The following is a 21,313-nucleotide window of genomic DNA, read 5'->3' on the forward strand; positions in this document are numbered from 1 at the left end:
CGCGCTCAAAAAAATAGTAGTTTCCAATAAGAACCGAACTCAGGAATACACCATGTCTACTTTGAACCAAGCCCATTGCGAAGCCTGTCGCGCCGATGCTCCTCAAGTCAGCGACGAAGAACTGCCGGTACTGATCAAGCAGATCCCTGACTGGAACATCGAAGTTCGCGACAGCGTCATGCAGCTGGAAAAAGTTTTCCTGTTCAAAAACTTCAAATCCGCCCTGGCCTTCACCAATGCTGTCGGTGAAATCTCCGAGGCTGAAGGCCACCACCCTGGCCTGCTCACCGAGTGGGGCAAAGTCACCGTGACCTGGTGGAGCCACTCGATCAAAGGCCTGCACCGCAACGACTTCATCATGGCCGCGCGCACTGATGAAGTGGCCAAAGACGCCGAGGGCCGTAAATAATGCATTTCGATGCCATCGGCCGAGTGCCCGGCGACCCGATTCTCGGCCTGATGGAGGCCTACGCTTCGGATACGAACCCGCGCAAATTTGACTTGGGCGTTGGCGTCTATAAGGACGCCCAGGGCCTGACGCCGATTCTTCAGGCCGTGAAACTGGCCGAGCAACGGCTGGTCGATCGGCAAACCACCAAGACTTACATCGGTGGTCACGGCAACGCGGCGTTCGGCAAGGTCATCAATGATCTGGTGCTGGGCGCGGACTCCGAGCTGATTACTCAGCACCGGGCTGGCGCGACCCAGACCCCGGGCGGCACCGGCGCCCTGCGCCTGAGCGCAGACTTCATCGCCCGCTGCCTACCGGGCCGTGGCATCTGGCTGAGCAACCCGACCTGGCCGATCCACGAAACCATCTACGCGGCGGCTGGCCTCAAGGTCAGCCACTATCCGTATGTCGGCAGCGATAACCGCCTCGACGTCGAAGCGATGTTGGCGACCCTGAATCTGGTGCCCAAGGGCGACGTCGTGCTGCTGCACGCGTGCTGCCACAACCCCACCGGTTTCGATCTGTCCCACGATGACTGGCGCCGGGTGCTGGAGATCGTCCGCAGCCGCGAACTCCTGCCGCTGATCGACTTCGCCTACCAAGGCTTCGGCGACGGTCTGGAGCAGGATGCATGGGCCGTGCGATTGTTCGCACAAGCGCTGCCTGAGTTGTTGATCACCAGCTCCTGCTCGAAAAACTTCGGCCTGTACTGCGAACGCACCGGTGCATTGATCGTCTGCGCGGCGAACGCCGACAAGCTGGTGGATATCCGCAGCCAGCTGGCCTTTATCGCCCGCAACCTGTGGTCGACACCGCCGGATCATGGTGCGGCAGTGGTTGCGACTATCCTCGGTGATCCTGAGCTGAAAAGCCTCTGGACCGATGAGGTCGAAGCCATGCGCTTGCGCATTGCACAACTGCGCTCTGGCCTGGTGGAAGCCCTTGGCCCCCACGGTCTTGGCGAGCGCTTCGCCCATATCGGCGTCCAGCGCGGGATGTTTTCCTACACTGGCCTGACACCGACACAGGTGCAACGCCTGCGGGAAAACCACAGCGTGTACATGGTCAGCTCCGGCCGGGCCAACGTCGCCGGTATCGATGCGACGCGCCTGGATTTGCTGGCTCAAGCCATCGCCGAGGTTTGCGCGTAATAATGTTGGCAAAGCACGGGCTCGCGGCTACGAAAATCTAATGTGGGAAGCGTCGCCCGGCCCTTCCCACACTAGAGCTGTGGTGTTTTGCAGATTGCATCTCCTTCCCTGCTGGCTCATCCCTTCACCTGTCTAGACAACCCCATCTGTCGCAACAATTGGATATAAAAGACTATTTGTCGTTTCCAGTGCTGTATCCTCTTCAAGCTTTTTAAAAGCGCGGATCTTCCAGCTATTTAAAAACAGACCTTGCGAGGAGCGACGACGATGCACGAAATCCCTAATCTCCCCTTCCCAAGCCTGCGTGAAACTGAGCAGACAACCCCGCAACAAGCCGGAGCCCAACAGCCCGAGCGCAAAGAAGCAACTGAACGCCGCAAGGCCGACAGCAACGACTGAGCGCGATACACAGACCGTGTGGAAAGCGCTAAATCATGCGCTTTCCACACAGCCTGAACGCCAGCCCCAGAGACCCGCACCATGACCGACAACTTCAGCGAAACCCAAGCCAGCGCTCTAATCGGCACCGCTGAAAAAATGATCGATATCTGGAATCGCCTCACCCCGGAAAAACAAGCTGCGCTGCTGCAACGCTTCGGCACCCAGGAAAACGCGCTCGCCGCTCTGGTCGCCACGCAAATGCTCGCACCTGCCAAATCCTGATGTTTCTCGCCTGAATCAAATCGCTGTTGGAACCTCACCCTCGGCAAGATAGTTTTTCGTTTTAGCGCCCTGCATCGACACAACCATCGGTATCATAAGCAGCCTATCTATCCTGCTGCGCCAGTGGACCTTTACCCATGCCAGATACCCAGCGCCCCATGGCGGTCACGCTGCAAGTTGTTTCCATCGTGCTTTTCACCTTCATTGGCTACCTGAATATCGGCATCCCCTTGGCCGTGCTGCCAGGTTACGTGCACAGTGACCTGGGTTTCGGCGCGGTGATCGCAGGTTTAGTGATCAGCGTGCAATACCTCGCCACCCTGCTCAGCCGCCCTTATGCCAGCCGAATCATCGATAACCTCGGTAGCAAACGCGCGGTGATGTACGGCCTTGCCGGTTGCGGTTTGAGCGGTGTATTCATGTTGCTCTCGGCCTGGCTGCAAAGCATGCCGGTCCTGAGCCTGACCAGCTTGTTGATCGGCCGATTGGTGCTGGGCAGCGCCGAAAGCCTGGTGGGTTCTGGTTCGATTGGCTGGGGCATTGGCCGGGTCGGCGCGCAGAACACTGCCAAGGTTATTTCCTGGAACGGTATCGCCAGTTACGGCGCGCTGGCCATTGGCGCGCCGCTGGGGGTGCTGTTGGTCAATCAACTGGGACTGTGGAGCATGGGCGTCAGCATTCTGTTGCTGGCCGCACTAGGCCTGCTGCTGGCCTGGCCGAAAACCGCCGCGCCCATCGTGGTCGGCGAACGCTTGCCGTTCCTGCACGTATTGGGCCGAGTGCTGCCCCACGGTTGCGGCCTGGCCCTGGGCTCGATCGGTTTTGGCACCATCGCTACCTTCATCACCCTGTATTACGCCACGCAGCACTGGTCCAACGCAGTGCTCTGCCTGAGCCTGTTCGGCGCCTGCTTCATTGGTGCGCGACTGCTGTTCGGCAACCTGATCAATCGCCTCGGCGGTTTTCGTGTGGCGATTGCTTGCCTGTCGGTGGAAATCCTCGGGCTCTTGCTCTTGTGGCTGGCCCCGGACGCCCACTGGGCTCTGGCTGGCGCAGCGCTAAGCGGCTTCGGGTTTTCGCTGGTGTTCCCGGCCTTGGGTGTGGAAGCGGTCAATCTGGTGCCGGCCTCCAGCCGGGGTGCGGCAGTCGGGGCTTACTCACTGTTCATCGACCTGTCGCTGGGCATCACCGGGCCGCTGGCCGGAGCAATTGCCGCAGGCTTTGGTTTTGCATCGATCTTCCTGTTCGCCGCATTGGCGGCCATGGCCGGTTTAATGCTGAGCATTTACCTGTACCGCCAGGCGCCGAAATACCGTGAAGAGCGCCAAGCCAGCTAAAAATCTATCTTGCCGCGCCCGGCCTTAATCGAGCCACGCTTGGTCTTTGATTCCAGCCGACGCTTCTTCGATCCCAACGTCGGTTTGGTCGCACGCCTCTTCTTTTCGACCTTGGTGGCATTGAGAATCAGCTCGGTCAGGCGCTCCAGCGCATCGGCGCGGTTCTGCTCCTGGGTCCGATACTGCTGCGCCTTGATGATGATCACCCCTTCACTGGTGATGCGGCTGTCGCGCAGCGCCAGTAACCGTTCCTTGTAGAAGGGCGGCAAGGATGAGGCCGGAATATCGAAGCGCAGATGCACCGCGCTGGAGACCTTGTTGACGTTCTGCCCACCCGCGCCTTGGGCACGAATGGCGGTCAACTCGATCTCGGCATCCGGCAGATGCACATTGTTGGAAATCACCAGCATGAAAAACGATCCGGTTTCAGGGCGTTCAGGATACGCGGATACGGTCACCTATAGGAGCTGAAAGTCCGCAGGTGTACCCGGTCGGCGTAGGAGCCTGCGATCTTTTGGCGGTGCTGGAGATGGCCCAGGAGCAAGATCAAAAGATCGTAGCCTGCGCCAGCTCCTACGTAACCCATAACGCAGAAACAACAAACCCGGCATAGGCCGGGTTTGTTATCAGCAGGTTGCGCTTATTTCACCGCAGAACCGGCCGTGTTCAACGCATGTTGAGCACTGCGCTTGTTCTTGATGCCGTAACAGACCCACATGAACGCCACCCACACCGGGATCGCATAGACCGAGATCTGGATGCCCGGAATCATCAGCATGATGCAGAGGATGAACGCCACAAACGCCAGGCAAACGTAGTTGCCGTACGGATACCACAGCGCCTTGAACAATGGGGTCTGCTGGGTACGGTCCATGTGCTGACGGAACTTGAAGTGCGAGAAGCTGATCATCGCCCAGTTGATCACCAAGGTCGCAACCACCAGCGACATCAGCAATTCCAGCGCGTGTTGCGGGATCAGGTAGTTGAGCACCACGGCAACGAACGTCACCGCCGCCGACGCCATAATCGAACGCACCGGCACGCCACGCTTGTCGATCTTCGCCAATGCCTTAGGTGCATCGCCCTGCTCGGCCATGCCCAGCAACATACGGCTGTTGCAGTAGGTACCGCTGTTGTACACCGACAACGCCGCGGTCAAGACCACGAAGTTAAGGATGTGTGCCGCGGTGTTGCTGCCCAGCATTGAGAACACCTGAACGAACGGGCTGCCGCTGTAGGCATCACCGGACGCGTTCAAACTGGCCAGCAAGCTGTCCCATGGGGTCAGTGACAACAGCACGATCAGTGCGCCGATGTAGAAAATCAGGATCCGGTAGATCACCTGGTTGATGGCTTTGGGGATCATGGTCTTCGGCTGGTCAGCCTCGGCTGCAGTGAAACCGAGCATTTCCAGACCACCGAAGGAAAACATGATGATCGCCATGGCCATCACCAGTCCGCTGACGCCATTAGGGAAGAAACCACCGTGCTCCCACAGGTTGGTCACCGAAGCCTGCGGGCCACCGTTGCCACTGACCAGCAGGTAGCTGCCCAGGGCGATCATGCCGACGATGGCCACGACCTTGATGATCGCGAACCAGAACTCCGCCTCGCCAAAGACTTTGACGTTGGCCAGGTTGATCGCGTTGATCATCACGAAGAACACCGCTGCCGAAGCCCAGGTTGGGACGTCCGGCCACCAGTAGTGTACATATTTGCCGACCGCGGTCAGCTCCGACATACCCACCAGAATGTAAAGAATCCAGCAGTTCCAGCCCGACAGGAAGCCGGCAAAACCGCCCCAGTATTTGTGGGCAAAGTGACTGAACGAACCGGCCACGGGCTCTTCTACGATCATTTCGCCCAGTTGGCGCATGATCATGAAGGCAATGAAGCCGCAGATCGCGTAGCCGAGGATCATCGACGGACCGGCCGACTTCAGAACGCCGGCAGAGCCCAGGAACAACCCGGTACCGATCGCGCCACCGAGGGCGATCAGTTGAATATGACGATTTTTCAGGCCGCGTTTCAGCTCGCCTGAATGCGAGTTTTGTCCACTCATTAAAAGGGTCTCACGCAAGGTTTGATGATGTTTGGTTGCTGCTTGGGTACGGATTTAAGCAGCGCAGATCAAACCCCAGCGCAGGTACCAGGAGTTCAGCGTTTTTTCACGGGTCATGCGTCACCTGTTTGTTTTTATCTGTGACGAAATCGAACCCGCCACGCTTGTGACGCGGCGGAGTGAACAAGGCGGATAGCCTTGAGTTTATTGGCCTTGGGCAATCGAACGGAGTGCTGGGAGCAAACGAGTCATGACAGCCGACAGGCGCAAAATGCGCGGATACGCAGTTGAGTCACAGTTAAAACGCCGCGCATTGTACACCCGTAACCAGCTGCTGCCAGACACCGCTTGATCAGCGCGTCGGTTGCCGGGATGGCACGGGGCCGTCTCGAGGGTCGCGGACGGCGGCAATAAACTGGACGAACCGCTGTGGGCCGTCAGTGGCGACGATGGGGGAATCATCGCTTGGGGAGAGTCGGTGGGAATGGATCATGGCGTACATTGCGCCTCCTTCTTGTTATGACCTGCACGACAGGCATGGGGCGCATAACACCCTCACCAGCGATGGGAAACAACCGGGGTAGAGCCTTGCAATCGCTCATTGCCCCCAGGGATTTGGAAGGTTTTCCTTACGACGCTGAAGGTCCGTCGAATTCAGGGGTGAAAAACGGGACATTCGTAAATATTTCGTTACAAAGCGGAACACGAAATTTCCACTACAGATCGGTCGAGGGATCGGTCGTTGCCACTGACGCCATCGTGAGCAGGCTCGCTCCCACATGGGATCTGTGCCGAACTTGATCGGTTGGTCGGCGCAAAACCTGTGGGAGCGAGCCTGCTCGCGATGGCGGAGGCAGGAGCAACGCTGTTCTACAGAGTGATACGAAGGGCAAAAAAAAACGCCAACCCTGAGGCTGGCGCTTCTTCTTGAAGCTTGAAGCTTGAAGCTTACCGCTGCTTCACTCAGGCTTGCGACGGCCAAAGCCTGGGCGCTGACCAGAGCCGGCCGGTGCGCCACGGCGTTTGCCCGATGGCACATCCTTGTTGACCAGGACGATACTCGGACGCTTGGACTTTGGCCCAGGCTTGGCTGGACGCTTGGTGTCGGCCGGGCGCTCTGCCACTGGCGTACCACGACTGGAATCGCTGCGACCGTTTGCTGGCGTACCACGCTCGCTACGACCGCCTGCTGGAGCACCGCGACCGGAAGCTGGACGCGGAGTGCGTGGGCCGCGCTCGCCGTCCTGGCGTGGTGCTGCTGGCTTACGCGCCGGGCGATCACCTTCGATCTGCGGCTCGCGGGCTGGACGCGGACCTGCGGCAGGTGCACCGGCGGCTGGACGCAGAGTCCGTACGCGCTCGGTCTTGCCAACCGGGCGGGACGATTTGCGCTGCATACGCTCAAGCTTGTCTTTGCTCTTGGCGTTCATCTGCGGCATGGCAACCGGCGTCAAGCCCACTTCAGCACTGAGAATGTCGACTTCGTACTGGCTCATTTCGCGCCAGCGGCCCATCGGCAGATCAGAGTTGAGGAACACCGGACCGAAACGCACACGCTTCAGACGGCTGACCACCAGGCCCTGAGATTCCCACAAACGACGCACTTCACGGTTACGGCCTTCCATCACCACGCAGTGATACCAGTGGTTGAAGCCTTCGCCGCCCGGTGCTTGCTTGATGTCGGTGAACTTCGCCGGGCCGTCTTCGAGGACTACGCCGGCCTTGAGCCGCTCGATCATCTCGTCATCGACTTCGCCACGCACACGCACCGCGTACTCGCGATCCATCTCGTAGGAAGGGTGCATCAGGCGGTTGGCCAGCTCACCGTCGGTGGTGAACATCAGCAGACCGGTGGTGTTGATGTCCAGACGGCCGATGTTGATCCAGCGACCTTCTTTCGGACGCGGCATTTTATCGAACACGGTCGGACGGCCTTCAGGGTCGTCACGGGTGCAGATTTCGCCGTCGGGTTTGTTGTACATGATCACGCGGCGCACCGATTCGGCAGCCTCTTCGCGCTTGATCACCTTGCCATCAATGGTGATGGCGTCATGCAGGTCGACGCGCAGGCCAAGGGTGGCATCTTTGCCATTGACCTTGATTCGGCCATGGCTGATCCAGGCTTCTACGTCGCGGCGCGAGCCAACGCCGATACGGGCGAGGACTTTCTGCAGTTTTTCGCCTGCTGGGCCGATTTCCTGGCTGTCTTTCTGGTCGTTGTCACTCATCTGGGCACCTCCCGGTGTGTCAATTCAGGCCTGGCCTGAAGCGTTGAAAACTGGTCTTTGGGCGAAGGGATCGCCGAAGGGTCGCGAATCATACGCTCATGGCGCTGCTCGCGCATCAGAGACTAGTTGATAAGTCGTGGCTTATTTGTTTTTCCGCCGACCGGTGGCGCCGAGTTTGAATTCAATACAGATCCAATGTGGGAGCGGGCTTGCTCGCGAAAGCGGTGTGTCAGGCAACGGTGATGTCGACTGACACTCCGTCTTCGCGAGCAAGCCCGCTCCCACAGGGTCCGTGTCAGTCGTCGAGAAGGCGGCGTTCGTTCTCAATTGCTTCGGCGAGCGCCTGGGCTTCGGCTTCTTCGTCGCTCAGGACTGGTGCGGTTTGCTCCAGCGCGGCGACAGCGGCCAGCAGTTTGGCGCGGGCCTCTGCGACGCCGATGAGGTCGTCTTCCTGCTCTTCCTCAATTTCAGCCTCAGCCTCGACGCGAAGCTCAATCTCAACCTCGATTTCGGGTTCTGCTTCGGCTTGAACTTCGGACTCGGCCTCGCTCTCGGTGCTGGTCTCGCTTACCGCCCCATCCCGAAGCAAATCGTCAAAGTCGGTTTTGAGTCCCAGCTCCATAGTGTCCAGCTCGGCCAGCAAGCTGTGGAAACTGGTTTCGTCCTTCGGTTCTTCCGGTTCGGCGCTGGCGTCGGCCAGGGCCTGAATGCTTTCCGGTACCGGCGCGTCGTCGAAATCGAGAATCGGATCCGGCTCCAGCTCACGCAGTTCGGCCAGCGGCGGCAGGTCGTCGAGGTTCTTCAGATTGAAGTGATCGAGGAAGGCTTTGGTGGTGGCAAACATCGCCGGTTTGCCCGGCACCTCGCGATACCCGACGATGCGGATCCACTCGCGTTCGAGCAGGGTTTTGACGATATGGCTGTTGACCGCCACACCGCGTACATCCTCGATTTCACCCCGGGTGATCGGCTGGCGATAGGCAATCAATGCCATGGTTTCCAGCATGGCTCGGGAATAACGCTGCGGCCGCTCTTCCCACAACCGGCCAACCCACGGCGAGAACTTTTCGCGAATCTGCAGGCGATAGCCGGACGCGACTTCCTTCAACTCAAAGGCCCGGCCGTCACAGGATTTGGCGAGAATCGCCAAGGCCTTCTTGAAGACCGGCGGCTCCGGGCGTTCGCCTTCTTCGAAGAGTTCGAACAGACGTTCCATCGACTGCGGCTTCCCCGAGGCCAACAGAAAGGCTTCAAGCAGTGGCGCCAGCTCGCGGGGTTCACTCAGGTTCATTGATTTTGCTCTTTATTCGGCTCGCGCCCGCACATGGATAGCCGCAAAAGGCTCATTCTGCACCAGTTCGACCAAAGATTCCTTGACCAGCTCAAGGATCGCCATAAAGGTCACGACCACACCCAGGCGCCCTTCTGCTGCGGTGAACAGCTCGACAAAGGGCACGAAGCCGCCGCCCTTGAGCCGTTCCAGCACATCACTCATGCGCTCGCGGGTAGACAGCGCCTCACGGCTGACCTGATGGCTCTCGAACATATCGCCACGGTGCAGGACTTCGGCCATGGACATCAGTAATTCTTCCAGACTTACGTCCGGCAATAATTTGCGCGCCCGGGCTTCCGGGGCATCGAGCTTGGGCACCACCACATCGCGGCCTACCCGGCTCAAGCCATCGATGCCTTCGGCAGCGGCTTTGAAGCGTTCGTACTCCTGCAAGCGGCGGATCAGCTCGGCGCGCGGGTCGTCTTCTTCCTCTTCGATCTCGCTGGCCCGTGGCAACAGCATCCGCGATTTGATCTCGGCGAGCATTGCCGCCATTACCAGGTACTCGGCGGCGAGTTCCAGGCGCACCGACTTCATCAACTCGACGTAGCCCATGTACTGGCGGGTGATTTCCGCCACCGGGATGTCGAGGATGTTGATGTTTTGTTTGCGGATCAGGTACAGCAGCAGGTCGAGCGGGCCTTCGAAGGCTTCGAGGAAAACCTCAAGCGCATCCGGAGGGATGTACAGGTCCAGCGGCATTTCCATGACCGCCTGGCCATAGACCATGGCGAACGGCAGTTCTTGCTGCGCGCTAGCAGGGTTGTCCATGGATTCGACTGCGGACATTCAGGCTTCGACCGTGAACGGCGCAGGATCACCACAACCGACACGGATCACTTCCGGCTCGCCGTCAGCCAGATTGATCACCGTCGACGCTTTGATGCCGCCGAAGCCGCCGTCGATGATCAGGTCAACCTGATGCTCAAGCAACTGGCGCATCTCGTAGGGGTCGCTCATCGGCTCGGTCTCACCGGGCATGATCAGCGTCACGCTCATCAGCGGTTCACCCAGCTCTTCAAGCAACGCCAAAGCAATCGGATGGCTCGGCACCCGCAGGCCGATGGTCCGTTTCTTGGGATGCAACAACAGGCGCGGGACTTCGCGGGTGGCGTTGAGAATGAACGTGTACGGGCCCGGCGTATGAGCCTTGAGCAAGCGAAAGGTGCCAGTATCAATTTTGGCGAACAGCCCCAGCTGCGACAGGTCGCTACAGATCAGTGCGAAGTTGTGCTTGTCGTCCAGTTGCCGTAAACGACGGACACGCTCGATGGCGTTCTTGTCGCCAATCTGGCAACCAATGGCATAGGAGGAGTCGGTTGGATAGATCACCACCCCACCGGACCTGATGATCTCGACAGCCTGTTTGATCAGGCGCGCTTGCGGGTTTTCCGGATGAATCTGGAAAAATTGACTCACATTTTCTACCTGTTCAGACGGCGGTAATAACTGGGTCATGTTTAAACCGACACCAAAGCGGTGGCAGATCCTCCGGGAGCGGGCGGTATTCGCCAATCTCGGACCAGCCTCCAGGGCCATGGAAATCACTGCCGGCGCTGACCAGCAGCCCAAACTCACGAGCAAGAATAGCCAGGCCGCCCACCTGCTCAGCGGGCTGATGGCCATTGACCACCTCAATCGCGTGGCCACCTGCTTGAATATAGTCGGCAATCAAGCGACGACGTTTGCTGCGGGTGAAATCATAATGCCAAGGATGCGCCAGGCTGACCCACGCGCCCGCCGCACGCAGCGTCTCGACGGTTTCCTCCAGGGTCGGCCAATGCTGTTTGACGTCGCCCAGCTTGCCGGCACCCAGCCATTTGCGAAACGCTTCAGCGCGATCCTTCACGAATCCGGCCCGCACCAGGTAATCGGCGAAGTGCGGTCGAGCGGGCGCATTGCCACTGTCGCCCAATTCCTGTTGAACCGCCCGGGCGCCCTCCAGCGCTCCCGGCATGCCTTTGAGTTCCAGCTTGCGGCTTATTTCTTCGGACCGTAGCCAACGGCCATCGTGCAATTTGGCAATAGCCTCGACCAACGCAGGGGCGTTGACGTCGAAACCATAGCCCAATACATGGATGGTCGCACCGCCCCACGTGCAGGACAGTTCGACACCGTTGATCAGTTGCATACCCAGCGCAACCGCTGCGCTGCGGGCCTCTTCCAGGCCTTCGAGGGTGTCATGGTCGGTCAAGGCCAGGACTCGCACGCCTTTCTCGAACGCCCGCGCCACCAGTACCGCAGGCGCCAGGGCGCCATCGGAGGCCGTGCTATGGCAGTGCAAATCAACATTCACAGGACTCTGTAACCTCAAATCAGCTGGCGCTTTCGCTGCCATGGATGTTTGTTATTATGCCGCCACATCCTGCTTCTGGCTGCCACTGTGAAACAATTCATCGACTTCATCCCGCTGCTCCTGTTTTTCATCGTCTACAAAATCGACCCACGGGTCGTCGATATCGCCGGCCATGAGCTGACTGTAGGCGGTATTTACAGCGCCACTGCGATGCTGATCATCAGTTCACTGGTGGTTTACGGCACGTTGTTCATTTCCCAGCGCAAGCTGGAAAAGAGCCAATGGCTGACATTGATCGCCTGCCTGGTCTTCGGCAGCCTGACCCTCGCCTTCCACAGTGAAACCTTCCTCAAGTGGAAAGCCCCGGTGGTCAACTGGCTATTCGCACTGGCTTTTGCCGGTAGCCATTTCGTTGGTGACCGCCTGCTGATCAAACGCATCATGGGCCATGCGCTGACGTTGCCGGACCCGGTCTGGACTCGTCTGAACATTGCCTGGATCGCGTTTTTCCTGTTCTGCGGCGGCGCCAACCTGTTCGTGGCCTTTACCTTCCAGAGCTACTGGGTCGACTTCAAAGTCTTCGGCAGCCTGGGCATGACCTTGCTGTTCCTGGTCGGCCAAGGCATCTACCTGTCCCGCCACCTGCATGACGCCGACACCACCACCCCGAAAACAGAGGACTGACATGCTTTACGCAATCATTGCCACAGACGTCGCCAACTCCCTGGAAAACCGCCTGGCTGCACGCCCTGCTCATCTGGAGCGGCTGCAACAGCTGCAAGCCGAAGGTCGCGTGGTGCTGGCAGGTCCTCATCCTGCCGTCGACAGCAATGATCCCGGCGCCGCGGGCTTTACCGGCAGCCTGATCGTCGCCCAGTTCGACTCGCTGACTGCCGCCCAGGCCTGGGCCGATGCCGATCCGTACATCGCGGCGGGCGTCTACGCCAATGTTCTGGTCAAGCCGTTCAAGCAAGTCCTGCCGTAAAATGTCACCCGCGCGGTAAACCTTGTCGGTTCATCGCGCGTTCAATCACTCATTATTCTCGTTTAACGGCCGACAACCTGCCCAACACTCGATTGGAATCAGGAGTTCCGATGCGCCAAGGTCCGTTGTGTCTGCTGTTGGTCATGTTATCGATCGGGGCCCCTGCCCATGCCGAAGAGCGTTCTGACTCGGGTAATTCAACGCCTCTGTCACTGAGCGCCGGCAGCCAGATCACCGAGTTGCAGCAGCGTTTGAAAGAAAGCGAACGCCAGCGCGATGAGCTGAACAAACAATTGCAAAGTGCCGATGCCGAACGCGAAAGCGCCCAGCTGACCCGACTGCGCCAAGAGAACCAGCGCCTCAAGCTGCAACTCAAGGAAAGCCTGGCCAACCCCGCGCAGCGCCTGCTGACCGATCAGCAGCAGTGGTTCGTCACCGGTGCCGGAGTAGCGCTATTGGCCCTGCTCTGCGGTATCTTCGCCAGTGGCAGACGTAGACAACGTCGGCAATGGCTAAATTGAGTGAGTCATGAGCGACCTGTTACTGATAGATGATGACCAGGAGCTGTGCGAGCTGCTGACCAGTTGGCTGAGCCAGGAAGGCTTTCAGGTGCGTGCCTGCCACGATGGTCAGAGCGCTCGCCGCGCCTTGGCCGAAACTGCGCCGGCCGCCGTGGTGCTGGATGTGATGCTGCCCGATGGCAGCGGTCTGGAACTGCTCAAGCAACTGCGCAACGATCATCCGGACTTGCCGGTGCTGATGCTCTCGGCCCGTGGCGAACCGCTGGACCGCATCCTCGGTCTGGAGTTGGGCGCTGACGATTACCTGGCCAAACCCTGTGACCCACGGGAGTTGACCGCCCGCCTGCGTGCCGTGCTGCGCCGCAGCCATCCGACGGCGGTGTCCAGCCAACTCGAGCTGGGTGACCTGTGTTTCAGCCCGGTACGGGGTGTGGTCAGTATCGATGAACAGGAGTTCACCCTGACCATCTCCGAAAGTCGCTTGCTTGAAGCGCTGCTCAAGCAACCGGGCGAGCCGCTGGACAAGCAGGAACTGGCGCAGATTGCTCTAGGACGCAAACTGACCCTGTACGACCGCAGCCTGGACATGCACGTCAGCAACCTACGCAAAAAGATCGGCCCGCACCCCGACGGTCGTCCACGCATCGTTGCCCTGCGCAGCCGCGGCTACTATTACAGCCTGTAAGCCCGACACCATTTCCTGTAGCAGCTGCCGAGCCCGCGAGGCTGCGTTCGGCTGCGCAGCAGTCGTAAAATCAAACTGCTCGGTCTTTCAGGTTGCCCGAGTTGTCCGGATCACGACTGCTTCGTCCGGATGCGGCCCAAACCGAACACAGCCTTCGGCAGCTGCTACATAGGTCATGCTTCGTCAGGAAGAAATCGGCAAAGTACTGGATTTGTCAGGAACGTAGAAAATCGTCTTTACCCAAGCTTTACGCTCCGCTGACCGCCGCTGACCTTGATCTCCGTAATCTGCAGACATCCGGACTCACCGGGAATCGATACAAGGAGATACACCATGCGCAAGACTCTTATCGCTCTGATGTTTGCTGCTGCACTGCCGACCGTTGCCATGGCCATGCCAGAAGGCTCAGGCCCGATGGAGCCGATGGACGGCCCGCATCACAGTGAACACATGCGTGGCAAAGGCCCTTACAGCCAACTGGACCTGACCCGTGAACAGCGTCAGCAGATCGGCAAAATCATGGGCGAACAGATGCGCGAGCGTCGGCACCTGATCGAAACCTACCTGGAAAAGCTCTCGCCAGCCGATCAGAAAGCCCTGAAAGACGAAATGGCCGCCAAACACCAGAAGGCTGAAGCCGAGGTTCGCGGTCTGCTGAAACCTGATCAGCAGAAGCAATTCGACGCGATTCAGAAAAAACAGGCTGAGCGTCGCGCTGAATGGGCTGAGTTCAAAGCCTGGAAAGCCCAACAACAGCAAAAAGCGCAATAATGCTCTAGCGTTCATCCCCAACCCAACGGTTCGCCGTTGGGTTTTCTTTGCTTGAGGACTTCCCGTGCGTTCATTGTTCTGGCGCATCCTTGCCAGCTTCTGGTTGGCCATCGCTTTGGTTGCAGGGCTTTCACTCCTGCTCGGGCACATGCTCAATCAAGACGCCTGGATCCTCAGCCGCCACCCTGGCCTGAATACCCTGGCCGAGGACTGGACGCAAACCTTTGAGACGCAGGGTGAAGATGCCGCCCAGAAAATTCTGGAACAGCGTAAACGGCAGTATCACATCGATGTTCAAGTGCTCAATGAAAGTGGCGATCCGGTGGTGCACGGCACCTTCCCACGCCGCGCAGCAGCCTTCGAAGCACGGCAGAACAACGATGACCGACGCCTGCCGTGGCGCCGCCTGACCGCCGAATACACCAGCCCGAAAACCGGTGAAACCTACCTGCTGATCTACCGCATTCCGCACCCAGAGCTGGATGCCTGGCACCGTGAGAGCCTGCTTTGGCCACTCAGCGCCTTGGGTATCGCATTGGTGGTGCTGACCTTATTCAGTCTGCTGGTCACTCTCTCCATCACCCGCCCCCTTAGCCGTTTGCGCGGCGCGGTGCACGACCTTGGCCAGACCACCTATCAACAAAATAGCCTGGCGAAACTGGCCAATCGTCGCGATGAGTTCGGCGTCCTGGCAAACGATTTCAACCGCATGGGCGCACGCCTGCAAAGCCTGATCGGCAGCCAGCGGCAATTACTGCGCGATGTTTCCCACGAACTGCGCTCTCCTTTGGCCCGATTGCGTATTGCCTTGGCATTGGCTGAGCGCGCCAGCCCCGAAGAAAGGGAAAAACTCTGGCCACGGCTGACCCGTGAGTGTGATCGCCTGGAAGCCTTGATCAGTGAAATTCTGGTGCTGGCCCGTGTCGACGCCGATAACGCCAGCGCTGAAGAAATCGATCTCAATGGGTTGCTGAACAACCTGCAAAAAGACGCCTTGCTCAACTCTACGGAGCAAAGCGTGAGAGTCGAGGCCGAATCACAATTGAGTCTCAAAGGCTGGCCGACCATGATCGAGCGGGCGCTGGACAACCTGTTGCGCAACGCCCAGCGCTTTAACCCAACGGGGCAGCCGATTGAAATGTTGGCGCTGCGACAAGGGGAAAGGATTGTCATCAGCGTACGCGACCATGGGCCGGGCGTTGACGCTGAACACTTGAACCAATTGGGTGAGCCGTTCTACCGGGCTCCCGGACAGACGGCTCCTGGGCATGGCCTCGGGCTTGCCATCGCCCGCCGGGCGGCGGAACGGCACGGCGGTAGTTTGATACTGGCCAATCACCCGGAAGGCGGATTTATTGCCAGCCTGGATTTGCCGTTGGTGCCTGGGGCAGCGGTTTAGCCCTGAGAGCTGCGCATGACCAAAAAGATCCAGCCTGCGGCAGCTCCTACGTGGATCGCGTACACCGTTGCATATGTACGCAGGACTTGTAGGAGCTGCCGATAGGCTGCGATCTTTTGATCTTCAGGGCTTGGCCGGCCAGGCGCTGACAAACTCGGTAATATCCAACTTCGGTGCCGTGCGCGGTTCATTCTGCGGTGTGCCGAGGTACAGGAAAGCAATCACCTCTTCGCCCTCGGCCAAGCCCAGCCCTTTGGCGACATGGGGCGAATAGGACAACTCACCTGTACGCCACACTGCGCCGATGCCTTGGGCAAAGGAGGCCAGCAAAATACCGTGGGCGGCGCAGCCGGCGGCTAACAATTGTTCGGACTTCGGCACCTTGAAGTGATCCTGCAATCGCGCAACGACCACCACCACTAACGGCGCTCGCAGCGGCATGGCACGGGCCTTGTCCAGAGCGGCCTGAGTCACCTCGCCACCTTGCAACTGCGCCGCTTCAGCCAACAACTCGCCCATTTGCTCGCGTGCCGAGCCTTCGACCGTCAGAAAGCGCCAAGGACGCAGTTGCCCGTGATCCGGAGCACGCAAAGCCGCTGCAAATAAAATCTCCCGTTGCGCCGCAGTGGGCGCCGGTTCTAGCAATCGCGGCACGGAAACACGGTTGAGCAAAGCGTCGAGAGCCTGCATCGGCCACCTCCTGAAAAAAATGTCCGGCCATTCTAGCGGTAACGGCCTCAGAGGTGCCGGTTTACATGCCCTGCCCCGCAGGTAGAATGGCGCCCCTCCCTTAACAGCCCGAGCGGACTTCATGGCGTTGCCGACCTTACGGATCATTGGTTTCATCATCGGCATCTTCCTGATCACCCTGGCCATCGCCATGGTGGTGCCTATGGCCATCCTGGTGATTTTCGACCGTACGGGCGACCTGCCATCGTTCCTCTGGGCCAGCATGATTACCTTTATCGCCGGCCTGGCACTGGTGATTCCCGGGCGTCCTGAGCAAATTCATCTGCGACCACGGGACATGTACCTACTGACGGTTTCCAGCTGGGTGGTGGTGTGCATCTTCGCCGCCCTGCCGTTTTTTCTGACCCAACACATCAGTTACACCGACTCGTTTTTCGAAAGCATGTCCGGCATCACTGCCACCGGCTCCACCGTACTCAGTGGCCTGGACACCATGTCTCCCGGCATTCTGATATGGCGCTCGCTGCTTCACTGGCTCGGAGGGATCGGCTTTATCGGTATGGCGGTGGCGATTCTGCCGCTGCTGCGAATCGGTGGCATGCGGCTGTTCCAGACCGAATCTTCGGACCGCTCGGAAAAGGTCATGCCACGCTCGCACATGGTGGCCCGACTGATCGTCGGCGCCTACGTCGGCATCACCATCCTCGGCAGCCTGGCGTTCTGGTGGGCCGGGATGAGCCTGTTCGATGCCATCAACCATGCCATGTCAGCGATTTCCACCGGCGGTTTTTCGACCTCTGACCAATCCTTGGCCAAGTGGACACAACCTGCGGTGCATTGGGTCGCGGTGGTGATCATGATTCTCGGCAGCCTGCCATTTACCCTCTACGTTGCGACCTTGCGCGGCAATCGCCGGGCGTTGATCAAGGATCAGCAGGTTCAAGGTTTGCTCGGGATGCTACTCGTTACCTGGCTGGTGCTGGGCACCTGGTACTGGTGGACCACCAACCTGCACTGGCTGGACGCCTTGCGCCATGTGGCGCTGAACGTCACCTCGGTGGTCACCACCACCGGGTTTGCCTTGGGTGACTACAGCCTGTGGGGCAACTTCTCTCTGATGCTGTTTTTCTATCTAGGGTTTGTCGGCGGTTGCTCCGGCTCGACCGCCGGCGGAATCAAGATCTTCCGTTTTCAGGTCGCCTATATCCTGCTCAAGGCCAACCTTAATCAGTTGATTCACCCGCGGGCAGTGATCAAACAGAAGTACAACGGTCATCGTCTCGACGAGGAAATTGTCCGGTCGATTCTGACGTTTTCGTTCTTCTTCGCCATCACCATCTGCGTGATCGCCCTGGCGCTATCGCTGCTGGGCGTGGACTGGATGACCGCCCTGTCCGGCGCAGCCAGCACCGTCTCCGGCGTCGGCCCAGGGTTGGGTGAGACCATCGGCCCGTCCGGCAACTTCGCCACGCTGCCCGATGCCGCCAAGTGGATTCTTTCGCTCGGCATGCTGCTCGGTCGACTGGAGATCATCACCGTGTTCGTGCTGTGTATTCCGGCGTTCTGGCGTCATTAAGTAACGCCGGTGCCTCCAGCAGCCGCGTCCGGTATTCGCCGGGCGTGGAATCGAACCAGCGACGAAAGGCCCGGAAGAAGTTGCTCGGGTCGGCGAAACCCAGCAGATAGGCAATTTCCAGCAGGGTCATGGTTGGCTGCGCGAGGTACTGCTCGGCCAGCTCGCGACGGGTGTCGTCCAGCAGCGTCTGAAAACTGGTGCCCTCCTCCTGCAAACGCCGTTGCAGAGTGCGCTGGGACAAGTGCAAGGTCTGCGCGACTGCATCACGCTTGGGTTCGCCTTGGGGCAGCAGGCGACACAAAACTTGCCGCGCCTTGTGCGTGACCCGACTTTCAGAGAACCGCGCCAGATACTCACCGGCAAACCGGTCATGCAGCAGCGCCATCGCCTCATTGGCCGTCGGCAACGGCGCTTCCATGTCCGCTCGCTCGAAAATCAGCGCGTCGTACGGAGCGTTAAACTCCAACGGCGCGTGGAAAGCTTGTTTGTAGGGTTCAAGATCGGCTGGCTGATCGCCTTCGACCAACACTTTGCGCGGCTGCAAGGTGCGCCCGGTCAGCCAACCGCATAACGCCAGCGCACAGGCCAGAGAAGCCTCGGCACTTTGCCGGGTCGGCGGCAGATGGTCGCCATGCACGGTCAGAATCAGCGCATAACCTTCCGGTAAAAGACGAAAGCTCAAATCAGCGCTTTCGGCGATGATCCGCTGATAACGCACCAACCGCTGAAAGCCTTCAGCCAGAGTCCGGCTGGACATCAAGGCGTAACCGGCCACGTGAAAGGATGCCGGGCGCACCACCTTGCCCATGTTCAAGCCAATCGCCGGGTTGCCGGAAAGCTCCACGGCTCGCTGCCAAAGCCGCGTCATTGAATCTTGAGGAAATCGCGCATCCGGGTCGTCCAGAGCCGCGTAGTCGAGCCCCAGCTGCCTGAACAATACACGGCAATCCAGGCCGTCCATCTCCAGCGCTTTGACAATCCCCATCGCCCAGCTTGCAGAAGTCGTTCTTTCACTCATGGCGTTTACTGACATGATGAGCCGCATCCCACGGCTGATTTCAAAAGGATACTAAAGTGGCGCCTATTGTCACTGGCTGTTGCCACTGATCACTCTAGACTTAAATAAACTCCCCGCAGAACATCTGGTCATCAGAACAATAACTACAGAGATCGCAGTCGTGGAAAACATCAAGCGTTTCAATAACTTCGCTGAGTTCTATCCTTACTATTTAAGTGAGCATAGCAACAGCACCTGCCGTCGCCTGCACTTCATCGGCACCAGTCTAGTCATTCTCATTCTGGCCTTTGTCATTGGCAAAGGTGCCTGGTTGCTGCTGTGGACACTCCCCCTGGCCGGTTACAGCTTCGCGTGGGTCGGCCACTTCTTCTTTGAAAAGAACCGCCCGGCGACTTTCCAGCATCCGCTGTACAGCCTGCTCGGCGACTTCGTCATGTACCGCGACATGATCCTAGGCAAAGTACCGTTCTAGTGGCCTGTACGGCTCACCGGGTCATCTGGCCGTCCTGTGCAGCCAGTGCAAGACTGGATCCAAGGCATACACTGAAGAACATTCCGTCGAAAACAAGAAGAGGGTCGCCGATGAATGCCAACGCCTGCTTCGCCCATATGCAAGATGGCACGCAGGAAGACTGGGCGATCATCGCCGCAGATTTCAGTGCCTATGCCAGGCTGCTGCCGACGCGAATCGTCGCGCATCTCAAGTTGCTTGAAGGTGATTTCGGCGGTTTCCCGATAGATCGTCTGACCCACTCACTGCAGACCGCCAGCCGCGCCTGGCGCGATGGCCGTGACGAAGAATATGTGGTCTGTGCCCTGCTCCATGATATTGGCGACACCTTGGGGTCCTACAATCACCCGGACATTGCCGCGGCGATTCTCAAGCCCTTTGTCAGTGCCGAAAACCTGTGGATGGTGGAGAAACACGGTATTTTTCAGGGTTATTACTTCTTCCATTACTTGGGAATGGATCGACATCTGCGCGAGCAATTCAGCGAACATCCGCAGTACCGGCAAACCATCGAGTTCTGCGCCAAGTATGACGCTGCAGCCTTCGACCCGGCTTACGACACCCTGCAGCTGAGCTTCTTTGAACCGATGCTGGAGCGCCTGTTCGCTCAGCCGAAGAGCTCGATCTACAAGGCGGTGATGCAAGAGTATTCGCTCGCCTGAAGAGACGGGATTGTAGATTTCAGGGCCGCTTCGCAGCCCATCGCGAGCAAGCTCGCTCCTACAGGGATCACGTACCCCTGTAGGAGCGAGCTTGCTCGCGATGACGTCGGACCAGACAACCGACTCCTCAAGTCCTACCCCGGCTCTGCAACCTTTGCCAACTCAGCCTTCAATTGCGCCTCACGCGCCTGGGCATCGGCCAACCGATACAGCTCGATCGAGCCATCCCAGTGCTCGATCAACGCGGTGCATGACTCCACCCAGTCTCCGCAGTTGAGGTAATCCACCTCGCCGACTTTGCGGATTTCAGCGTGGTGAATATGCCCGCAGACCACACCGTGCAGGCCGCGTTTGGTGCATTCGTGAGCGATGGCCTCTTCAAAGTCACTGATAAAACTGACCGCGGTTTTGACCTTATGCTTGAGGTACGCCGACAACGACCAATAGCCGTAGCCATACCGCGCACGCCAGTGATTAAGCCAGCGGTTGAGGGTCAGGGTGAACTCATAGGCTGAGTCGCCCAGAAACGCCAACCAGCGGTGATAGCGAGTGATTACGTCGAACTGGTCGCCGTGGATCACTAACAAATGTCGACCATCGGCGGTGACGTGCACGGCCTCGTCCACCAAATGGATATTGCCCAGGATCAGCTTTGAGTAGCGCCGCAGGAATTCATCATGATTACCGGTGACGTAGATCACTTCGGTACCGCGTTTACTCATGGTCAGCAAACGGCGAATGACGTTGGTATGCGCCTGGGGCCAATACATGCCGCTACGTAGTTTCCAGCCATCGATGATGTCACCGACCAGGTAAATCTTGTCGGCGTGGTAACCCTTGAGAAACTGCGACAAATGCTCCGCCTGGCAATCCCGGGTGCCGAGATGCACATCGGAAATCCACAACGTGCGCACGCGTTGCTTACGACTGGGTTTGGCGAGCTCAGCGCGGGTCATGGGCAACCTCTCCGGTAT

Annotated in this window: 24 protein-coding genes; 14 read left to right on the top strand and 10 right to left on the bottom strand. The window is 58.9% G+C overall.

Annotated elements, in window-relative coordinates; genetic code table 11:
• Nucleotides 1-52 precede the first annotated feature (52 nt).
• The 5 genes from ACZYSM_RS24560 (at nt 53) to ACZYSM_RS24580 (ending at nt 3,602) form a co-directional block, all read left to right on the top strand.
• Nucleotides 53-409 carry a 4a-hydroxytetrahydrobiopterin dehydratase gene (locus tag ACZYSM_RS24560; RefSeq protein WP_489075500.1) on the top strand — a complete coding sequence of 119 codons (357 nt, stop codon included), beginning with the start codon at nt 53-55 and terminating at the stop codon, nt 407-409.
• Nucleotides 409-1,602 carry an amino acid aminotransferase gene (locus ACZYSM_RS24565; RefSeq protein WP_489075502.1) on the top strand — a complete coding sequence of 398 codons (1,194 nt, stop codon included), beginning with the start codon at nt 409-411 and terminating at the stop codon, nt 1,600-1,602. Before ACZYSM_RS24560 ends, ACZYSM_RS24565 begins: the two co-directional genes overlap by 1 nt.
• A gap of 267 nt (nt 1,603-1,869) precedes the next feature.
• Entirely contained in the window at nt 1,870-2,001 is a 132-nt protein-coding gene (locus tag ACZYSM_RS24570; RefSeq protein ID WP_489075504.1) for a hypothetical protein, read from the top strand.
• Between the two features lie 81 nt (nt 2,002-2,082).
• Nucleotides 2,083-2,265 carry a hypothetical protein gene (locus ACZYSM_RS24575; protein ID WP_489075506.1) on the top strand — a complete coding sequence of 61 codons (183 nt, stop codon included), beginning with the start codon at nt 2,083-2,085 and terminating at the stop codon, nt 2,263-2,265.
• A gap of 137 nt (nt 2,266-2,402) precedes the next feature.
• Complete coding sequence (locus ACZYSM_RS24580) at nt 2,403-3,602, top strand: MFS transporter (RefSeq protein WP_489075508.1); 1,200 nt, start codon at nt 2,403-2,405, stop codon at nt 3,600-3,602.
• On the opposite strand, the gene arfB is transcribed toward ACZYSM_RS24580, so the two are convergent.
• The 7 genes from arfB to ACZYSM_RS24615 all read right to left on the bottom strand — a co-directional run bounded on the left by arfB (nt 3,599) and on the right by ACZYSM_RS24615 (nt 11,521).
• Nucleotides 3,599-4,012 carry an alternative ribosome rescue aminoacyl-tRNA hydrolase ArfB gene (gene arfB, locus ACZYSM_RS24585; protein WP_489075510.1) on the bottom strand — a complete coding sequence of 138 codons (414 nt, stop codon included), beginning with the start codon at nt 4,010-4,012 and terminating at the stop codon, nt 3,599-3,601. The two genes, ACZYSM_RS24580 and arfB, sit on opposite strands and share 4 nt — an antisense overlap.
• Nucleotides 4,013-4,242: 230 nt before the next feature.
• Entirely contained in the window at nt 4,243-5,664 is a 1,422-nt protein-coding gene (locus tag ACZYSM_RS24590; protein ID WP_489075512.1) for an amino acid permease, read from the bottom strand.
• Nucleotides 5,665-6,623: 959 nt separating this feature from the next.
• Entirely contained in the window at nt 6,624-7,892 is a 1,269-nt protein-coding gene (gene rluB, locus ACZYSM_RS24595; protein WP_489075514.1) for a 23S rRNA pseudouridine(2605) synthase RluB, read from the bottom strand.
• Nucleotides 7,893-8,187: 295 nt separating this feature from the next.
• Nucleotides 8,188-9,183: an SMC-Scp complex subunit ScpB gene (scpB, locus tag ACZYSM_RS24600; RefSeq protein ID WP_489075516.1), complete on the bottom strand. Its 996-nt coding sequence runs from the start codon at nt 9,181-9,183 to the stop codon at nt 8,188-8,190.
• A gap of 12 nt (nt 9,184-9,195) precedes the next feature.
• Nucleotides 9,196-10,014, bottom strand: coding sequence for a segregation and condensation protein A (locus ACZYSM_RS24605; RefSeq protein ID WP_489075518.1), 819 nt, complete (start codon nt 10,012-10,014; stop codon nt 9,196-9,198).
• Nucleotides 10,015-10,644 (bottom strand): L-threonylcarbamoyladenylate synthase, encoded by a 630-nt coding sequence (locus ACZYSM_RS24610; RefSeq protein WP_489075520.1) that lies wholly within the window; start codon nt 10,642-10,644, stop codon nt 10,015-10,017.
• A gap of 13 nt (nt 10,645-10,657) precedes the next feature.
• The gene (locus tag ACZYSM_RS24615; RefSeq protein WP_489075522.1) at nt 10,658-11,521 is read right to left on the bottom strand and encodes a PHP domain-containing protein; all 864 of its coding nucleotides are present in this window, start codon (nt 11,519-11,521) and stop codon (nt 10,658-10,660) included.
• Nucleotides 11,522-11,608: 87 nt separating this feature from the next.
• Here ACZYSM_RS24615 and ACZYSM_RS24620 point away from each other — a divergent pair, with 87 nt between their 5' ends.
• The 6 genes from ACZYSM_RS24620 to ACZYSM_RS24645 all read left to right on the top strand — a co-directional run bounded on the left by ACZYSM_RS24620 (nt 11,609) and on the right by ACZYSM_RS24645 (nt 15,882).
• On the top strand, nt 11,609-12,205 hold the full coding sequence (locus tag ACZYSM_RS24620; RefSeq protein ID WP_489075524.1) for a septation protein A: 597 nt from the start codon (nt 11,609-11,611) through the stop codon (nt 12,203-12,205).
• Between the two features lies 1 nt (nt 12,206).
• Complete coding sequence (locus ACZYSM_RS24625) at nt 12,207-12,506, top strand: YciI family protein (RefSeq protein ID WP_489075526.1); 300 nt, start codon at nt 12,207-12,209, stop codon at nt 12,504-12,506.
• Between the two features lie 110 nt (nt 12,507-12,616).
• Entirely contained in the window at nt 12,617-13,027 is a 411-nt protein-coding gene (locus ACZYSM_RS24630) for an SH3 domain-containing protein (protein WP_489075528.1), read from the top strand.
• 7 nt (nt 13,028-13,034) lie between these two features.
• A complete protein-coding gene (locus ACZYSM_RS24635; RefSeq protein ID WP_489075530.1) occupies nt 13,035-13,712 on the top strand; it encodes a response regulator transcription factor in 678 nt (225 codons plus the stop codon).
• 333 nt (nt 13,713-14,045) lie between these two features.
• Nucleotides 14,046-14,483 carry a Spy/CpxP family protein refolding chaperone gene (locus ACZYSM_RS24640; RefSeq protein WP_489075532.1) on the top strand — a complete coding sequence of 146 codons (438 nt, stop codon included), beginning with the start codon at nt 14,046-14,048 and terminating at the stop codon, nt 14,481-14,483.
• Between the two features lie 64 nt (nt 14,484-14,547).
• Complete coding sequence (locus tag ACZYSM_RS24645) at nt 14,548-15,882, top strand: sensor histidine kinase (protein ID WP_489075534.1); 1,335 nt, start codon at nt 14,548-14,550, stop codon at nt 15,880-15,882.
• 123 nt (nt 15,883-16,005) lie between these two features.
• On the opposite strand, the gene ACZYSM_RS24650 is transcribed toward ACZYSM_RS24645, so the two are convergent.
• Nucleotides 16,006-16,572 (bottom strand): nitroreductase family protein, encoded by a 567-nt coding sequence (locus ACZYSM_RS24650; protein WP_489075536.1) that lies wholly within the window; start codon nt 16,570-16,572, stop codon nt 16,006-16,008.
• Nucleotides 16,573-16,693: 121 nt separating this feature from the next.
• On the opposite strand from ACZYSM_RS24650, the gene ACZYSM_RS24655 reads away from it, so the two are divergent.
• The gene (locus ACZYSM_RS24655) at nt 16,694-18,148 is read left to right on the top strand and encodes a TrkH family potassium uptake protein (RefSeq protein ID WP_489075538.1); all 1,455 of its coding nucleotides are present in this window, start codon (nt 16,694-16,696) and stop codon (nt 18,146-18,148) included.
• Here the strand turns inward: ACZYSM_RS24655 and ACZYSM_RS24660 are convergent.
• The gene (locus ACZYSM_RS24660) at nt 18,105-19,166 is read right to left on the bottom strand and encodes an AraC family transcriptional regulator (protein WP_489075540.1); all 1,062 of its coding nucleotides are present in this window, start codon (nt 19,164-19,166) and stop codon (nt 18,105-18,107) included. The two genes, ACZYSM_RS24655 and ACZYSM_RS24660, sit on opposite strands and share 44 nt — an antisense overlap.
• Nucleotides 19,167-19,326: 160 nt before the next feature.
• On the opposite strand from ACZYSM_RS24660, the gene ACZYSM_RS24665 reads away from it, so the two are divergent.
• The gene (locus ACZYSM_RS24665; RefSeq protein WP_489075542.1) at nt 19,327-19,638 is read left to right on the top strand and encodes an Mpo1-like protein; all 312 of its coding nucleotides are present in this window, start codon (nt 19,327-19,329) and stop codon (nt 19,636-19,638) included.
• A gap of 110 nt (nt 19,639-19,748) precedes the next feature.
• Nucleotides 19,749-20,339: an HD domain-containing protein gene (locus ACZYSM_RS24670; protein ID WP_489075544.1), complete on the top strand. Its 591-nt coding sequence runs from the start codon at nt 19,749-19,751 to the stop codon at nt 20,337-20,339.
• 134 nt (nt 20,340-20,473) lie between these two features.
• Here ACZYSM_RS24670 and ACZYSM_RS24675 read toward each other — a convergent pair whose 3' ends face one another.
• Nucleotides 20,474-21,295 (bottom strand): UDP-2,3-diacylglucosamine diphosphatase, encoded by an 822-nt coding sequence (locus ACZYSM_RS24675; protein ID WP_489075546.1) that lies wholly within the window; start codon nt 21,293-21,295, stop codon nt 20,474-20,476.
• Between the last annotated feature and the right edge of the window lie 18 nt (nt 21,296-21,313).

The sequence above is a fragment of the Pseudomonas sp. F220 genome (assembly GCF_057813935.1).

Bases quoted from the DNA above. Each gene is read 5' to 3' on its own strand.
- ACZYSM_RS24655 (WP_489075538.1), top strand. From the start codon at position 16,694: ATGGCGTTGCCGACCTTACGGATCATTGGTTTCATCATCGGCATCTTC.
- ACZYSM_RS24560 (WP_489075500.1), top strand. From the start codon at position 53: ATGTCTACTTTGAACCAAGCCCATTGCGAAGCCTGTCGCGCCGATGCT.
- ACZYSM_RS24590 (WP_489075512.1), bottom strand. From the start codon at position 5,664: ATGAGTGGACAAAACTCGCATTCAGGCGAGCTGAAACGCGGCCTGAAA.
- ACZYSM_RS24605 (WP_489075518.1), bottom strand. From the start codon at position 10,014: ATGTCCGCAGTCGAATCCATGGACAACCCTGCTAGCGCGCAGCAAGAA.
- ACZYSM_RS24640 (WP_489075532.1), top strand. From the start codon at position 14,046: ATGCGCAAGACTCTTATCGCTCTGATGTTTGCTGCTGCACTGCCGACC.
- scpB (WP_489075516.1), bottom strand. From the start codon at position 9,183: ATGAACCTGAGTGAACCCCGCGAGCTGGCGCCACTGCTTGAAGCCTTT.
- ACZYSM_RS24630 (WP_489075528.1), top strand. From the start codon at position 12,617: ATGCGCCAAGGTCCGTTGTGTCTGCTGTTGGTCATGTTATCGATCGGG.
- ACZYSM_RS24650 (WP_489075536.1), bottom strand. From the start codon at position 16,572: ATGCAGGCTCTCGACGCTTTGCTCAACCGTGTTTCCGTGCCGCGATTG.
- ACZYSM_RS24580 (WP_489075508.1), top strand. From the start codon at position 2,403: ATGCCAGATACCCAGCGCCCCATGGCGGTCACGCTGCAAGTTGTTTCC.
- ACZYSM_RS24625 (WP_489075526.1), top strand. From the start codon at position 12,207: ATGCTTTACGCAATCATTGCCACAGACGTCGCCAACTCCCTGGAAAAC.
- ACZYSM_RS24670 (WP_489075544.1), top strand. From the start codon at position 19,749: ATGAATGCCAACGCCTGCTTCGCCCATATGCAAGATGGCACGCAGGAA.
- ACZYSM_RS24575 (WP_489075506.1), top strand. From the start codon at position 2,083: ATGACCGACAACTTCAGCGAAACCCAAGCCAGCGCTCTAATCGGCACC.
- ACZYSM_RS24570 (WP_489075504.1), top strand. From the start codon at position 1,870: ATGCACGAAATCCCTAATCTCCCCTTCCCAAGCCTGCGTGAAACTGAG.
- ACZYSM_RS24660 (WP_489075540.1), bottom strand. From the start codon at position 19,166: ATGAGTGAAAGAACGACTTCTGCAAGCTGGGCGATGGGGATTGTCAAA.
- rluB (WP_489075514.1), bottom strand. From the start codon at position 7,892: ATGAGTGACAACGACCAGAAAGACAGCCAGGAAATCGGCCCAGCAGGC.
- ACZYSM_RS24675 (WP_489075546.1), bottom strand. From the start codon at position 21,295: ATGACCCGCGCTGAGCTCGCCAAACCCAGTCGTAAGCAACGCGTGCGC.
- arfB (WP_489075510.1), bottom strand. From the start codon at position 4,012: ATGCTGGTGATTTCCAACAATGTGCATCTGCCGGATGCCGAGATCGAG.
- ACZYSM_RS24635 (WP_489075530.1), top strand. From the start codon at position 13,035: ATGAGCGACCTGTTACTGATAGATGATGACCAGGAGCTGTGCGAGCTG.
- ACZYSM_RS24565 (WP_489075502.1), top strand. From the start codon at position 409: ATGCATTTCGATGCCATCGGCCGAGTGCCCGGCGACCCGATTCTCGGC.